Source organism: Vibrio rarus, from assembly GCF_024347075.1.
GTDB lineage: Bacteria > Pseudomonadota > Gammaproteobacteria > Enterobacterales > Vibrionaceae > Vibrio > Vibrio rarus.
Genome location: NZ_AP024900.1, coordinates 109,354 through 124,621, shown reverse-complemented (window position 1 = coordinate 124,621; position 15,268 = coordinate 109,354). Strand labels below are relative to the sequence as shown.

Here is a 15,268-nt window from a genome sequence, read left to right as displayed (position 1 = left end):
GTTTATTTTTAGTTCATATACATGAACCAAAGGTTGTAAAAGGGTATGAAATATAGGTGTTATCGATGAGTTTACGGACACAACTGCATTGGGATGTTTACGGTCAAGGTGACAATCTCATTCTTATCCATGGCTGGGGAATGAATGGCGCGGTTTGGCAACAAGTGGTTGAGGAACTGAGCCAGTTTTATTGTGTGCATGTGGTGGATCTGCCGGGTTATGGATACAGCCATCAAGTGGCAAGCCATTCACTTTCTGATATTGCCAGCCAGGTTTTAGATGGCGCACCGCAAAAAGCCATATGGCTTGGATGGTCGTTAGGTGGCCTTATTGCTACTCACGTTGCTTTGCATAACCCTGAGCGTGTCTCGTCACTCATTACTGTTGCCAGTTCACCACGCTTCTCTGCAGAAGGACGTACGTGGCGTGGCATTGCCCCTAAAGTGCTCAGCGATTTTACTCAGCAACTTGCCGACGACTTTCAAGGGACTATCGAGCGATTTATGGCACTACAGGCTATGGGTAGCCCTTCGGCTAGGCAAGATGTCAAACACCTTAAAAGTGTCGTGCTCTCTCGCCCTATGCCTAATCCCGACGCACTTCATCTAGGTTTAGAATTACTGGCTAGCGTAGACTATCGCCAACAGTTAAATGATATTACCGTGCCTATGCACCGCTTATATGGGCGCTTAGATGGATTAGTACCGGTGAAAGTGGCCACGACGTTAGAGCAACAATTACAAACATCGTCACATATATTTAAGGCCTCTTCTCACGCACCTTTTATGAGTGAAAAACAGGCCTTTTGTCAATTAATTCAACAACTGTAGACTGGCTACTTTTGAGTTAATATCTCGTTCCACGGTAGATTTCGATCACCAATAACAATGAAGTTCGGGTTCTCAAGAGTTTCACGTAGGTTATAAGAAAGAGGCGCTAAATGGGTATCGAGAATCCGCCCTCCCGCCTCTTCAACAATACATTGGGTTGCTGCTGTGTCCCACTCCCCTGTTGGGCCTAATCGCAGGTAACAATCCGCACTGCCTTCGGCGACCAAACAGGCTTTAAGCGCCGCTGATCCCAAAGGAATTAATTCATAATTCCAATTATTACTCATTTGCTCAGTAATGCGATTGATGTCTTGGCGACGACTGATGGCAATCGTCACATTTTGTTTAGGCAACTCATGAGTATGGGTATGAATTCTAATGTGTTCGCTCATACCCGGGATCTTCCAAGCCCCTTTACCATGATAAGCGTAATACACCACTCCAGATACGGGCGCATAGACCACTCCCATGACCGGCTTGTTATGCTCAACAAGCGCGATAATCGTCGCGAAATCACCACTACGAGCAATAAACTCTTGAGTGCCATCAAGAGGGTCAACAAGCCAGTAACGCTCCCATTGCTCCCGTTCAGCCAAGCTAATGTCGGCATCTTCTTCGGAAAGAACGGGAATGTCTGGTGTCAATTCAGGTAGGCGATCCATAATCAATTTATGGGCAGCTAAGTCGGCACTGGTCACTGGTGTGTCATCCGACTTAGTAAACTCTTCGTAATCACGTTTCTGGTAAATATCCAGAATCACTTGACCGGCAGAGCGAGCAATCTCAATAACATTAGGCAATAAATGGGAAAGGTCTTGGCGCATTATTGTGTATCCTTTAACTGAGAAAAGTAACGCTGCGCCAGCATCAGTGCACTGATACAACGAGCCTCACAAAAGTCCATATGCGTCAGCAGATCATCAGCTTGAGCTAAAGGCCATCGCACCAAAGTTAATGGTTCAGGCTCATCTCCTAGCAAGGTTTCAGGGTAGAGTTCTTGGGCGACAAATAAGGTCATTTTGCTAGAGAAATAAGAAGGCGCTAAAATGACCTCCTTTAAAGGAATAAGTTGCTTGGCACCAAAACCTATCTCTTCTTTTAGCTCCCTATTGGCCGCTATCAGAGGAGTCTCACCAGCATCAATTAAACCTTTAGGAAAGCCCAATTCGTAGTTTTCAGTACCTGCGGCATATTCTCTGATGAGTAACAGATCACCATCGGCAGTCACTGGCACTATCATTACCGCATCACGACCACTGGGGCGCATACGTTCATAAGTGCGGCGTTCGCCATTAGAAAACTCTAAGTCTAAAGCCTCAATGCAAAACAGGCGCGACTGAGCGACTTCCGTCTTGCGCAATATCTGGGGCTTTTTATTTGCTGCCATCCTAATTAGCCTCTTCAATAATCCACGAGTAGTAAGTGCTACCCATTACAGTAGCACTCTATGCGATGATACATGACCTGATACTATTTATCAGACTAACTATGATAATTGACCAAACTCGCTGTTATAACCGACCAGAATACACCAATGGGTATTGTCCTTGACCATTAGGCTCACCCAACCACTGCAACTGCTCCCCTAACTTTTTAGGGAACTCAGCTCCAGGCTTAAACCACGAGTCGAGATCATAAGTCATGTTTGACATTAATGTCGCGGTAAACTGCGCTGAAACCTGAGCCGTTTGTTGAGAGCCTTTTGCCGTTACCTGACTGTCCGTACAGCTAATATCAGAAATCACTGTGCCTAGATCTAAGTTACCTAACGGTGAAGACACCGTACTTTGATTTAAGGTCAAGTTCCCTGTCGCCGTTTTACACCAAGGTGCGGCATATTCATAATCTTTGACCACTAACTCCAAGCGCCCATCCGCCGAAACAGGTGCAGGAACCGTCACGTGGTTAAGCACTTTCTGCATAGGGATGGAGAGCACTAGGTTATTCGCATAAGGCCCATTAAAACTATAGCCAACGATCCCTCGACCTGTTAAATCAAGTTCACTATTTCTGCCTAAGCGGACATTTAACTCGGCTTTACCTTGAAATAGCTTCCATGCTTGGAAATCCCAAGTAACTTCGCCAAAACCATATTCCTGCCAAGTCACTTGCTTAGCCGTTCCCTGCCAGAGTGAACCACTAACACCTGAGATGCTAAGCCCGTCCACTGGAGGTAATTGCTCTACGGCAAACTTAGCGGGTAAATGCGCAATGACACTGCATACAAAAACAATGAGCAGTAAAAAACCATAGCCAAAGAGCTTTTTAAAACTGATACCAAACATTAACTTCCCGCTCTCTTAAATTGCAATCGATTAACTTCAACCATACCGGCTGTTTCTGATTCATTAATATCGAGAAATGCGACTTCTACACCTTTTTCTTGGCGTAAATACAGCAACCAGTTCATCAGTTTATTAAACGATACAGGCTGTACCCAGACTTGCACCATATCATCGCGGGGCTGCAGTCTTATCAGTTCAACTTTAAAACGTCCCACAGATGTTGATAATAGTTGGTTAAGGGGTTGGGTTGATACCACTGGTGCATTACTTGTTTTACGTAATTCAGTAATGGTATTCGCTTCCAGTTTCACCCAGCTTAATAGTTGCGTCTCATTGGCTAAGCGCGTCTGAGCCAGTTCACTTTTTTGCTTAAGCGGAGCAAAACCGCCCCAATACAGCAACCCTGCCACACCAAAGCCAATAGCAATGATCAACATTCGTTGCTCTCTGAGGCTAATACGATTCCAGTAACCGAGTAGGGTTTCTTGTAATTTTCGCATTATTTCACCTTCAATATATAGCTGCTGCTGACCAAATCACCATTACGATTTATTTGTCCTTGCTGAACAGCAAATTTTGCAGAAAAAGCAACGCGCAGTTGCTCGAAGGTTTGAAAATCACTGGCTTGGGCTTGGATGCGTAGCTCCTCGCGATTGCCATCGTACTTAATACTCTGAATTTTCACTTTACTGCTGTCTTTTAATGACTCTTGTACTTCGAGTAACCAAGTGATCAATGGTGCCTCAGCAGCGCCACCACTCAAGCGAGTCTTTTCATCCGTCATTTGTCGTTTCAAATAGCTGACTGTCGGAATGCGGCGCTTCTCAGGAAATACCGTTCTAAAGATGCGTTCACTCTCAGCTCGATAAGCTTTAGCCGACGCCTCTACTTGATTAACATGCGTGTAAGTATTCACACTGAAAACCACCAATAAGACTAGCGCTGCAATTGCTGGCGCACGCCAATACTTGATGTTCTTTAACCAAGAAGCTTGTCTTTTAAACTCACCACTGAGCAAAGAAATAGTGGAAAGCTGAGCATTTTTTGCCAGCAGTGCCATCGGCAATTCTGCGGGCTGTTCAATGGTCGACTCCCCTCGTTGCTGTAATGACTCTGGAAGTGGACCAAAACAGCGCACGCCTACCGGCGCTTCACTTATAGACTCTTCCTCTGCATTTTCTAGCTCTTTTTCAACCACAAAAGGAGCTTGAGCCAAGGCGTGTGGTAGCAACTCTTCTGCTAGTGTCATCCCCAAATATTGATGGTGACGGATCAAATAATTATCTTGCCAAGGTAATAGCGTTATACCGCCCTCCTCCAAAGGAAGAGACAATACGTCTGGCAAGACTTTATGTAATTCAATGCCGGCATCAGCAAAACGAGAAATGCACTCTTTTAAGTAACGCTTATCAACCGCCGCAATCCAAGCTTTATCACCGACGATCTTAAAGATAGAAAAGTGAAGCTCATCAATGTCTTGTGCTAATTCTTCTTCGAGAAGAAAAGGCAGCATGGTCGTAAATTGGCGAGTTGCGCCAGGAGGCACATCGACCTCCTTCAACGCCACATCTTGCCCATCCAGTAATAGGGCAACATTTCGCTCTGTTGCGTAACTTTTTAGCTCACCTAGTTCATCTAAACTATTAAGCTCTCCGCTAGCGATGATTTCATCTTCGGTGGAAGACCAAACCAACCATGGGACTGTATTTACATTCTGCCTACTGAGCCGAACTGTTAGGATTTCGCTCACTAATTCCTCCAAATCGTCGGCGGACGACTCGCGATTCTTCTTTATCTTCACTATAAAGCAGACTTCTCAAGCGAACTCGAGCATCCTGCACAAAAACTTCAACATCCAATTCAAAATAATGACTATCTACTGATAGGTATTGTTTGGCGTTTTTCTTTACTTCTTCATTTACACTAGCGATATCCGGTTCAGCTAAAAAATCATCCACGTTTTTCCAACCGTCATATGGACGATCTTCTAACAACTGTTTGGCTTGTTCGTCACTTAAAGCAGAGTCAAACAAGGCCACCAATAAATCCGTTTGCCAAGGTCGTATCGTGTTTACATTAATGCGCAAGTCATCGCTAGGCAGCACACAAGCTACTCGAGAAATCTTACTCATTGACGTTGCACTCATCTGATAGACGCTTCGCAATTCACTCAGATCAGCCATCAAGCTATTAGGTGCCATATAAGCGGGAGAAAGGCCTTCATAAGTGGAGTCTTCAACACCCGATTGAGTATTCACCACATCGTTAGTATCAAGGTATTCCCAAGTTGAGTCGGCCACCACCTCTGCTTGATAATTATCTAGGCCACTTTCTTCGAGTAAGGTGCGCCATACTTCTAATAAATAAGGTCTAGACGCAGACGTGGCATCTAACTTAACAGCAGCTAATGCATTCACATTAAAACAGGCTTGCATATCACGAATACCACCGCGAGCTTCACCATATTCTAATGGGTACTGTTGATCCTCAATGGCCCACACCTGGCTAAGGTTGATAGTGTCATCATCTTCAAAGCTTTGTTTGATACCATATTTCGCTAAGGCTTCCACACCAATGGCATACCAATAGGCTTGCTGGTTGCTGACCTGGTTGTTAGCCCTATCAACACTTAACACTAAGCGTTCCGACATAGTGGCAGCAATACCTGTCATCACCGCAAGTAATAGCAATACCACCAACAACGCAACACCCTTTTGCTGGCAAGGCGCTTGATATTTATGGCGATACTGAGATGAACTATTCTGACTTCTCTTCATTGTTCCTCTCAAGCTTACCGTCAGCGGTAAGATAGACGCGCTCTAATTTGCCATAATCTTCCAGTGTTAGATCCACCGCGATAGCTTTAGGTAAAGCATCGTCATCAGTCCACACTTTCACCCAAGCTTCGCCGTCATAAAAACGCACATCAAACTTCTCAACTTTATCGATGATAGGGGTGACAATGCCTTCTTGACCAACGGGAGTGTCAGGGTATCTCCACCATACTCGCTCTAATTTATCCCCTTGAATTCGATAACCGACTTTAGTGATCTCCCCTCGAGGAAATTGCTGCTGAGGGTTAATCCAACCCAAACGGGTGAATAAAAGGCCTTTGCTATCAGAGTCGAGCAGATTGTCCTGCCAATAAATCAAAGATTTACCCGCCTCTTCGCCATTAGTGCGAAAACGACGAACTGCTATCTGCCGAAAATCACTATCGAGATAAACGAGTGCAGACTGCACTTCTTGTAAACGCCCCAATTTTTTTTGCGATTGTTGGTTACTCAACTGAACCTGAAATACCACTTGGTAGGCAGCCATACTTAAGCCTGCGAATACCGCAATAGCAACCAGCACCTCAATCAGAGTAAAGCCTTTACTGCGCTTATAACGGGACATAACTTCTTACCGTTACTATAGGGTTATCTAACCCCTCATTTAAAGAGACACTAATATCAATGGCGCGAAGATAATCATTCCCCGTCGCTACAGGTTTGATGGACCAGTACCATTGATAACCCGCCAATTCAGAATTGCCTTTTTTAAGCGTTTTAGGTGGCTCTTTGGCTAACATCATCAAGGCCATTTGGTTATCAGCAACCATGCCAGCAAAAGTCTTTTGCTCTAAATAGCTAATACTATTTATGTGTTGAGACACAGCTCGAACCACACTAATTGACGCCGTAGCAAATATCGCAAGAGCAATCAGCACTTCGAGTAAAGTCATGCCTTTTGCAGGCTTTCCTTTAATGCGCATCATCGTTCAGCTCCTCACCCGGTTTCAGCAGTTTTATGCTACCGTTTTCTAAGGCAAAGACACGCCAGTTTTGATCACCTTGCGCCTCAGAGCTCGGGTGTATATAGACTTCAAATGGCGTTAACTCCCCACTGGATAAAATAAAGGCTTGAGGAGGCTTCTCTGTGACTTTTTTCTTTTGCTCAGCAAACATCTCTTCATCAAATAATGAGCCTTGTTTGAATAACGAGTCTTTCTTTCCCCAGACACCGTCACCAAGCTCCCAAGCTAAAACTAGCCCGTCTTCAAGCTTTGTATCTGCTGGTATCCGTCGATGTTCTAATGCTTGCCAACCATCTCGATTCAGTTGCAATAAACGGTAATTCTTCCCATTAGGATCAAAACGAATACCAAGGTCCCAACCGTTCAAAATGGCGTCTTGATGCAATAAGGTCAAACGCTGAAAGAGTTGCTGCGCACGCACCTCAGCCGCATCTGCACTGCTTTGAGGTAAATTAATTATCACAGCAATGGCACTTACCGATACTAAGATCATGACCAACATGATCTCAATTAGAGTAAAGCCACGCTGTTGTTTGTGCTTTTTCACTATGGTTCAGCTTACTGGAAGTCTTGTAGGTTCCAGTTACCAATATCAGTAGATGAACCTTCGCCTCCAGCTTGACCATCAGCACCAAGAGTGAAGATATCAATACTGCCATTGTCACCAGGGCTTAGGTATTGATAGTCGTAGCCCCATGGGTCTTTTGGTAGACGACGAATATAACCATCAGCACGATAGTTACGAGGTTCTGGTGTACCCGCCGGACGGCTAACCAGTGCGTCTAAGCCTTGGTCTGTAGTTGGGTAAACACTGTTATCTAACTTATACATATCTAAAGCATTTTCTAATGCAACGATATCTGTGATGGCCTTCTGTTGGTCTGCTTTCTCTTTGTTGCCTAAAAGGTTAGGAACAACGAAACTCGCCAAAATACCAAGAATAACCACAACAACCATAACCTCTAGCAAGGTAAAGCCTTGTTGTTTCTTATTTTGTTTCATTTTTCTCTCCATACATTCGGGGAAACTGCTAAGCACCCGATACTAAGTTATTCAGTTCTAATAGTGGCATCATAGTGGCGACCACAATGAAAAGTACAAGACCGGCCATAAAAACAATAAGTAGCGGTTCAAAAACACCTAAAGCAAGGTTGACTTGCGACTCAAAGTCTTGGTCTTGGTTATCTGCAGCGCGAGTCAGCATCTGCTCTAGCTCACCAGACTGTTCACCACTGGCAATCATATGTAGCATCATCGGTGGGAACAATTTACTTTGCTGTAGTGAGTGACGTAAACTCGCCCCTTCCCTCACTTTATGTGAAGCTTCAAGAACTTGTTTCTTAAAGAATTTATTGCCCATAACATCGGCCGCGACCACCATCCCCTCAAGTAGAGGAATGGCACTGGCCGAACAGATGGCTAAGGTACGTGCAAAGCGAGAGGTATTCAGCCCTTTCGCAACTCGCCCGATAATAGGTAGCTTAAGTACTCGGCTATCCCATCGTAATCTTAGCTCTGGCTTTTTAAGTAAGATTTTACAGCCAATAATAATGAGCACAAAGCCCACCACTAGTGCCACGCCGTAGTTTTGCACAAAAGCACTGGCATCAATCAGTATTTGAGTCGAAGTGGGAAGCTCTTGTCCCATTTGCACAAATTGATCGACAATTTTAGGTACCACGGTAGCAAGTAGGAAGCCAATAACGGCGACCGCTATCAAGGTCAGCATAATGGGATAAATCATCGCTTGTTGCAGTTTTGAACGCAGCTTTTGACGCTTTTCGGCGTAATCGGCTAAACGCTCCAATACTGAATCTAAGTAGCCTGACTTTTCACCTGCAGCAACCATTGAACAAAATAAATCATCAAAAACCGCAGGATACTCTCCCATACTGTCTGCTAGAGTGTAACCCTCAACAACCTTAGAGCGAACACTCACTAACATACTGCGAATGTGCGCCTTCTCGGACTGCTCTGCAACCGCTCTTAAACATTCCTCTAACGGCATACCTGCCTGAACAAGAGTAGAGAGTTGGCGAGTCAATAAAGCGAGGTCGGGAGTACTGATCCCCCGTTGGAAGCCTCGAGATTTCGTCGACTTCTGCTTGCTTTTTGTTTCAGTAATTTCAACAGGTATTAAGCCTTGTTCTTTCAAACGCTGCCTTACCTGACGCGCATTATCGCCTTCGGTAACGCCTTTCTTCTGGCGTCCTTTTGCGTCGAGCGCTTTATATTCAAATGCGGCCATTATTCTTCCCTAGTTACTCGCATAACTTCTTCTAGGGTTGTTTTCCCAGCCCTGGCTTTTTCAAGACCATCTTGACGAATGCTGGCTGTATGCTTCCGAACCGCCAACTCTATTTCTTGCTCACTCTGTTCACCATGAATCAATGACTGGACTTTTTCATCCACCACCAATAGTTCATGGATACCCGTACGGCCTTTATAACCTTTATTATTACAGTGCTCACAACCATTAGGTTTATAAAGCACTAGGTCATCACCGGCTGCAAGATGAAAGAGTTTTTTCTGTTCTGCATCGGCTTGGTATGGGGTTCTACACTCTGGACACAAGGTTCTTACCAGACGCTGCGCCAAAATACCCAGTAACGATGAAGAAATTAAGAAAGGTTCAATCCCCATATCTCTTAAACGAGTGATGGTACCTACTGCGGTATTGGTATGTAATGTTGACATTACTAAGTGACCTGTCAGTGATGCTTGAACGGCAATTTGCGCCGTTTCAAGGTCACGGATTTCACCTACCATCACCACATCGGGATCTTGACGTAAGATGGCTCTCAAGCCACGAGCAAACGTCATATCCACTTTAGGGTTAACTTGTGTTTGACCAATACCATCGATATCAAATTCGATAGGATCTTCTACCGTAAGAATATTACGCTCAGCACTGTTTAGCTCTTGCAGTCCGGCATACAAAGTCGTGGACTTACCAGAACCGGTTGGCCCCGTAACCAAGATGATGCCATGAGGTCTTTTAATGAGTGTTTGGAGACGAATGTGGTTGTCATGGGACATGCCTAAGCTATCAAGGTCAAGCTGAGTGGCATTTTTATCCAATAGACGCATTACCACGCGCTCACCATGTGAAGACGGCATAGTTGAAACACGCACATCCACCGCACGCCCACCTATCAACAAAGAAATACGGCCATCTTGTGGAACACGTTTCTCTGCAATGTCCAATTTAGCCATAACCTTCACCCTTGACACCAATAACGGAGCAAGTTTACGGCTAGGGGCTAACACATCACGTAACACACCATCGACACGGAAACGGATGGATAAGGTTTTTTCAAAGGACTCGATATGAATATCCGATGCCCCTTCTTTGATTGCCTCACCCAACATGGCGTTGATTAATTTGATAATCGGCGCATCGTCTTCCGCTTCTAACAAGTCTTCATTTTGCGGAATTTCTTCGGCTAAAGAGAAGAAATCATCACTATCGGCACCTATGTCTTCCATAAGCTGTCTAGCTTCTGAAGAATCTCGCTGATACGAATCTGAAAGCTTGGAATCAAAACTGTTTTTATCCAATGCCACCAACTGGATAGGCAAAGGAGAAACTCGCTTCACCTCTAGCAAAGTGGCTAGAGGTAAAGGTTCTATATAAAACAGTTGATTGGCATCACCTTCAGGGTTTAACTCAAGCACGACGTTAAAACGCTTCGCAAAACCAAATGGTAAGCGGGTAATACTCGGTTTAATTATTGAAAGTGCTTCGCTGCCCATTATTTTTTGTCCACTTGCTCAATAAAGGCCTGCAACTCAGTCGGACGGCCGGCTTCATCACCAAATTTTGGCATTACAGGAACTAGGTCATCAGACATCAGTTTCAAGCCTTCTTCGGCTTTATACAGTTGCTCTGCACGAATATAGTTGTATTTACGTTGAGTGATACCATCGGCCGTCATACCATCACGAATAATGGTTGGCTTAATAAATACCATTAGGTTTTTCTTCTCAACTTGAGTACTGGTTGACTTAAACAATTGACCTAACCAAGGAATGTCACCCAAGATTGGCACCTTAGATTCGCTCTCCATTGCGCGCTCATCAATCAAACCACCTAGTACTAACATTTGTCCATCTTGGACCATGACCGATGTATTTAATTGACGTTTAGCAAATCGAACATCCACCGCACCATTCGCACCCAGTACGTTTGATACTTCTTGCTCAATCTTCAACTGAACAGAATCACCTTCGTTTATTTGAGGAACAACTTTCAGTTTGATACCGACTTCTTTACGGTCAACCGTTTGGAATGGGTTATCGTTATTAGAGCCCGAAGTTGAACCCGTCAATACCGGCACTTCTTCACCCACAATAAACGAGGCTTCACCGTTATCCATCACCGTAATACTTGGAGAAGATAAGATATTTGAATTGGAGTCAGTGGCAACAGCACTAATTAACGCGGTCCAATCGCCCATAGCCAAACTTACCGCAGCACCATTCACACCACTTAACGCACTGGCCAATGTTGAATAGTCACCAGGAGTAGTCACATCATAAGGCACTCTATTACCGTTGTTATCGGTGTAGTATTCGGTACTTTTCTGTTCTTTAGCTTCTTCCAAGCCCACCATTACACTACCAATAGACGCACCAGAGTTACCATATTGCACCATGGCACCTGTTTCTAGGTTACCCCATTGCACGCCAAGGTTAACACCGTCGCCCTCTGACATTTCAACGATAAGAGCTTCAATCAATACTTGAGCACGGCGAATATCTAATTGAGCAATCACATCACGTAATGCTTTCATGATATCTGGCGGAGCAGTAATGACTAATGAGTTGGTGCCTTTATGGGCTGAAATCATCACGTCTGCATTGCCTTGCGATGATTTAGCGCCTTTGTTTTTGGCTGCAGCCAAGTTTTTCGATACGCCTTTAAGCACATCCACTAAATCTTCAGCGTTGGCATTTTTTAAGTATACAACTTGGTTGTTACCCTTAACTGCCATCTCTTTATCTAATTGCGCGACCACTTTTTTCAAGCGTTTACGCACTTGTGGATCACCTGAAATTAACACTGAGTTAGTTCGCTCATCAGCCACCAATTTTGGCTGTAAGAAAGCTGGGGTGTTTTTTGCTTCAGAGGTTTTATTTAGCGCTTCAACAATACGCACCATCTCAGCCGCAGATGCGTTTTTCAGCGCGACCACTTCAATGGACTTATCGCCCGCTTTATCCACTCGTCTAATAATTTCAGCTAAACGATTCACTACCGCTGCACGACCTGTAATCAAAATAATGTTTGCAGGATCATAGTGAACCACGTTACCCGCACCGGCATTATCATTTAATTGGCGAAGCAACGGAGATAATTCACGAACGGACACATTACGTACCGCGACAACGCGCGTGACAACAGCATCCCCTTTAATCTTCGAATCGCCTACCACAGGAACCGCAGAGGTTTTTGCATCTTTGGCTTTGATGACTTTGATGACACCATTATCCATTTCAACAACTGCATACCCGTACACTTCAAGGACGCTTAGAAAAAACTGATAATACTGTTTCTCGTTGAGCACATCATAGCTACGAACATCAATCTTGCCCCTAACAGTAGGGTCAACAATGATAGTTTTCTCTAGGTTTCTACCGACTATGTTAATAAACTCGCCGATATCCGTTCCCTTAAAGCTGGCGCTAAATTCATTGGCACTAAATGCTGGCGTACATGCCAAACTTCCCACCAAAAGCCAGACGCTCTTGCTAAACCAACCTTTCACTTGACACTCCCAAAAATATCATCGGCATCGAATGCCTAACGTGGCTTTATATTCAAGCTCACATTGCCTGTACTAATAACTGTTAGGTTAGTTAGTTACAACTGTAAATAAATATCGTAATGTTGCCCATCACGCTCAACGGTAAGATTGACTTCACTAAGATCATTCAGTGACTTCCAGATCGCCCCCATTGCAGCGGGATCCGTTAAGTCTGAACCGTTAAAAGTGACGGCAATATCGCCATCTTTTAGCCCAATAGAATCAAACAACGCTCTATCGCGTCCAGGACGCACGCGGTACCCAACCAGCTTTCCATCACGGTTAACTTGTGAAAGTCTAATATATTTAAGAAACTGCTGTGGGTTCTCGGCGATTGTTGCTTTAATACTATCTAGATTAGCAATATCCATATGAGGGTTATTGCCTTGGACATTAGATTGAGGTTGCTTTTTGGCCACCTCTTTAAGATTTGTAACTCGCTTATACTCTATGCCTTGCAGCATTAGGGTTTCATCACGACCTTGGTTTTCAATAATAACGCGGTCACTGAGAACATTTTGTAGTTTAGCTCTCGTATTATCGATATTCTCACCTATGCCATAGGTGTCTTGAGTGCCTTTATTGGCAATAACCGCTAAGCTATTTTTCGGATCTGTACTGGCGACGACTCCCACCAGCACTAAATTTAAACGCGTTTTTGGCGCATCGACCACTTGCTGCTGAACAACCTTAGGTGCTGCTTTTGATTCTTCGCCAAAAAGATTGGCATTTAGCAGCGAAGTAATGTTCATATCATTATGTTGCGCAGAAGAACTGTTCGTCGTAACCCCTGAAGCTGGCCTCCAAGTTGCTACATTCGATTCAGACCCCATGAGAGACCAAAATAAATGACCACATAGCCAAGCTGTCATCACAAGTAGAACAATAGTCAAAGCTCGAGCGATGATCGCTTGTTGATTCACAATGCTATTCAGTACTTGATTAGCCTTGTATGAGGATATAGAAAACTTAGACAAAATATGTGTACCGATTTTCATAGTATATGCCACTGAGGCATTGGTGCTACTGGGTTAACGCTTATAATAAGACTACCACATTTCTCTTTGACAAAATTAAATTGGGCAGAAATTTGGTTACAAAAAATTACATTTACTTGAAAAGTGATATCTCCGTCACCATTAATCAGTCAGCCATATACAACTTAGAGAGCAACGTTCACTATGAGTTCCAATACCCAAGCTGTCAGACTCGACAAATGGTTATGGGCCGCCCGCTTTTATAAGACCCGTTCAATCGCTCGAAATATGATCGATGGTGGTAAAGTCCACTATGAAGGACACCGTAGCAAGCCAAGTAAAATGGTAGAACTAGGGGCTACAATTATACTGCGACAGGGACAAGTTGAAAAAACGGTTATGATTGAAAAAATATCTGACCAAAGACGCGGAGCACCTGAAGCGCAACTACTCTACAAAGAAACTGATGAGAGTATAGCCAAACGTGAGCGTACAGCGTTAGAACGTAAGATGAACGCACACAACCCAAGCCCTGAACGTCGTCCAGATAAAAAACAACGACGCACACTGATTAAATTTAAGAACCAATAAGCTGGAGTTTCCAAATGGAAAACAATGTATTAAATCGCTATTTATTTGAAGACTTATCTGTTCGCGGTGAGCTAGTTCAACTAGATAAAGCATATCAAGCCATCCTAGATAGCAAGCAATACCCAGTTGCGGTTCAAAACTTGCTTGGTGAACTACTCGTTGCCACTTCATTACTCACCGCAACATTAAAGTTTGAAGGGTCCATTACACTGCAGTTGCAAGGTGATGGTCCATTGTCATTAGCGGTCATTAACGGTGATAACAATCAAAAAGTCCGCGGTGTGGCACGTTTTGATGGTGAGATTGCTGATACAGCATCACTGCATGACATGCTAGGCAAAGGCCACTTAGTTATTACTATCTCTCCAGATAAGGGTGAACGCTATCAAGGTGTTGTCGCACTTGAAGGGGATACATTATCCGCAGTACTCGAAGCCTACTTTGAACGTTCAGAGCAACTTAAAACTCGTTTATGGTTCCGCGTAGGAGAATTTGACGGCAAAGCACACGCAGCCGGCATGCTTTTACAAGTAGTGCCTGATGGTACTGGCTCTGCCGATGATTTTGAGCACTTGGAACAATTAACAGACACAGTGAAAAACGAAGAGTTGTTCGGCCTACCCGCTAACGAACTGCTTTACCGACTTTACAACCAAGAAACCGTTAAATTATTTGAACCTCAAGCCGTTGAGTTCTTCTGTGGTTGCTCACGAGAACGTAGTGGTGCCGCTATTTTGACTGTGGATCGCGCAGAAGTGAATGACATTCTTGCTACAGAAGGAAGCATCGCCCTGCATTGCGATTACTGCGGAACAAGCTATGACTTTGATTCGGCTCAAGTTGAAGAGTTATTTTCTCAAGCTAACAAACCCACTTTACATTAATCCTAATACAGTAAATAACCGCTCATAACGGTGGTTATTTATTCTTTAGTAACACCATTGAAATTTTTGATTGTAGATTCAACGTATATCAA

At 44.1% G+C, this 15,268-nt stretch carries 17 protein-coding genes; 3 read left to right on the top strand and 14 right to left on the bottom strand.

Annotated elements, in window-relative coordinates:
* Window positions 1-65 precede the first annotated feature (65 nt).
* Window positions 66-830 carry a pimeloyl-ACP methyl ester esterase BioH gene (gene bioH, locus OCU56_RS00570; RefSeq protein ID WP_261873678.1) on the top strand — a complete coding sequence of 255 codons (765 nt, stop codon included), beginning with the start codon at window positions 66-68 and terminating at the stop codon, window positions 828-830.
* Window positions 831-835: 5 nt separating this feature from the next.
* On the opposite strand, the gene cysQ is transcribed toward bioH, so the two are convergent.
* From cysQ to gspC, 14 genes are all read right to left on the bottom strand, one after another.
* Window positions 836-1,654, bottom strand: a complete 819-nt coding sequence (gene cysQ / locus OCU56_RS00565) for a 3'(2'),5'-bisphosphate nucleotidase CysQ (protein WP_261873677.1) — start codon at window positions 1,652-1,654, stop codon at window positions 836-838.
* Window positions 1,654-2,217 carry an ADP compounds hydrolase NudE gene (gene nudE, locus OCU56_RS00560; protein WP_261873676.1) on the bottom strand — a complete coding sequence of 188 codons (564 nt, stop codon included), beginning with the start codon at window positions 2,215-2,217 and terminating at the stop codon, window positions 1,654-1,656. The genes cysQ and nudE overlap by 1 nt, the downstream gene beginning before the upstream one ends.
* A gap of 124 nt (window positions 2,218-2,341) precedes the next feature.
* Complete coding sequence (locus tag OCU56_RS00555; protein ID WP_261873675.1) at window positions 2,342-3,115, bottom strand: type II secretion system protein N; 774 nt, start codon at window positions 3,113-3,115, stop codon at window positions 2,342-2,344.
* Window positions 3,115-3,615 (bottom strand): type II secretion system protein M, encoded by a 501-nt coding sequence (locus OCU56_RS00550; protein ID WP_261873674.1) that lies wholly within the window; start codon window positions 3,613-3,615, stop codon window positions 3,115-3,117. Before OCU56_RS00550 ends, OCU56_RS00555 begins: the two co-directional genes overlap by 1 nt.
* On the bottom strand, window positions 3,615-4,865 hold the full coding sequence (gspL, locus tag OCU56_RS00545) for a type II secretion system protein GspL (RefSeq protein ID WP_261873673.1): 1,251 nt from the start codon (window positions 4,863-4,865) through the stop codon (window positions 3,615-3,617). Before gspL ends, OCU56_RS00550 begins: the two co-directional genes overlap by 1 nt.
* On the bottom strand, window positions 4,834-5,892 hold the full coding sequence (gene gspK / locus OCU56_RS00540) for a type II secretion system minor pseudopilin GspK (protein ID WP_261873672.1): 1,059 nt from the start codon (window positions 5,890-5,892) through the stop codon (window positions 4,834-4,836). The genes gspL and gspK overlap by 32 nt, the downstream gene beginning before the upstream one ends.
* Entirely contained in the window at window positions 5,873-6,514 is a 642-nt protein-coding gene (gene gspJ / locus OCU56_RS00535) for a type II secretion system minor pseudopilin GspJ (protein WP_261873671.1), read from the bottom strand. Before gspJ ends, gspK begins: the two co-directional genes overlap by 20 nt.
* Entirely contained in the window at window positions 6,501-6,875 is a 375-nt protein-coding gene (gene gspI, locus OCU56_RS00530) for a type II secretion system minor pseudopilin GspI (protein WP_261873670.1), read from the bottom strand. Before gspI ends, gspJ begins: the two co-directional genes overlap by 14 nt.
* A complete protein-coding gene (locus OCU56_RS00525; protein WP_390904857.1) occupies window positions 6,862-7,416 on the bottom strand; it encodes a type II secretion system protein GspH in 555 nt (184 codons plus the stop codon). The genes gspI and OCU56_RS00525 overlap by 14 nt, the downstream gene beginning before the upstream one ends.
* Window positions 7,417-7,472: 56 nt before the next feature.
* Entirely contained in the window at window positions 7,473-7,916 is a 444-nt protein-coding gene (gene gspG, locus OCU56_RS00520; RefSeq protein ID WP_261873668.1) for a type II secretion system major pseudopilin GspG, read from the bottom strand.
* Window positions 7,917-7,944: 28 nt separating this feature from the next.
* A complete protein-coding gene (gene gspF, locus OCU56_RS00515; protein WP_261873667.1) occupies window positions 7,945-9,162 on the bottom strand; it encodes a type II secretion system inner membrane protein GspF in 1,218 nt (405 codons plus the stop codon).
* Window positions 9,162-10,670, bottom strand: a complete 1,509-nt coding sequence (gene gspE / locus OCU56_RS00510; protein ID WP_261873666.1) for a type II secretion system ATPase GspE — start codon at window positions 10,668-10,670, stop codon at window positions 9,162-9,164. The genes gspF and gspE overlap by 1 nt, the downstream gene beginning before the upstream one ends.
* Window positions 10,670-12,685, bottom strand: coding sequence for a type II secretion system secretin GspD (gspD, locus tag OCU56_RS00505; RefSeq protein WP_261873665.1), 2,016 nt, complete (start codon window positions 12,683-12,685; stop codon window positions 10,670-10,672). The genes gspE and gspD overlap by 1 nt, the downstream gene beginning before the upstream one ends.
* Window positions 12,686-12,780: 95 nt before the next feature.
* On the bottom strand, window positions 12,781-13,722 hold the full coding sequence (gene gspC, locus OCU56_RS00500; RefSeq protein WP_261873664.1) for a type II secretion system protein GspC: 942 nt from the start codon (window positions 13,720-13,722) through the stop codon (window positions 12,781-12,783).
* A gap of 183 nt (window positions 13,723-13,905) precedes the next feature.
* Between gspC and hslR the strand changes: the two genes are divergently transcribed.
* Both hslR and hslO read left to right on the top strand, forming a co-directional pair.
* Window positions 13,906-14,292: a ribosome-associated heat shock protein Hsp15 gene (gene hslR / locus OCU56_RS00495; RefSeq protein WP_261873663.1), complete on the top strand. Its 387-nt coding sequence runs from the start codon at window positions 13,906-13,908 to the stop codon at window positions 14,290-14,292.
* 14 nt (window positions 14,293-14,306) lie between these two features.
* The gene (gene hslO / locus OCU56_RS00490) at window positions 14,307-15,176 is read left to right on the top strand and encodes an Hsp33 family molecular chaperone HslO (RefSeq protein WP_261873662.1); all 870 of its coding nucleotides are present in this window, start codon (window positions 14,307-14,309) and stop codon (window positions 15,174-15,176) included.
* The last annotated feature ends 92 nt before the right edge of the window (window positions 15,177-15,268 follow it).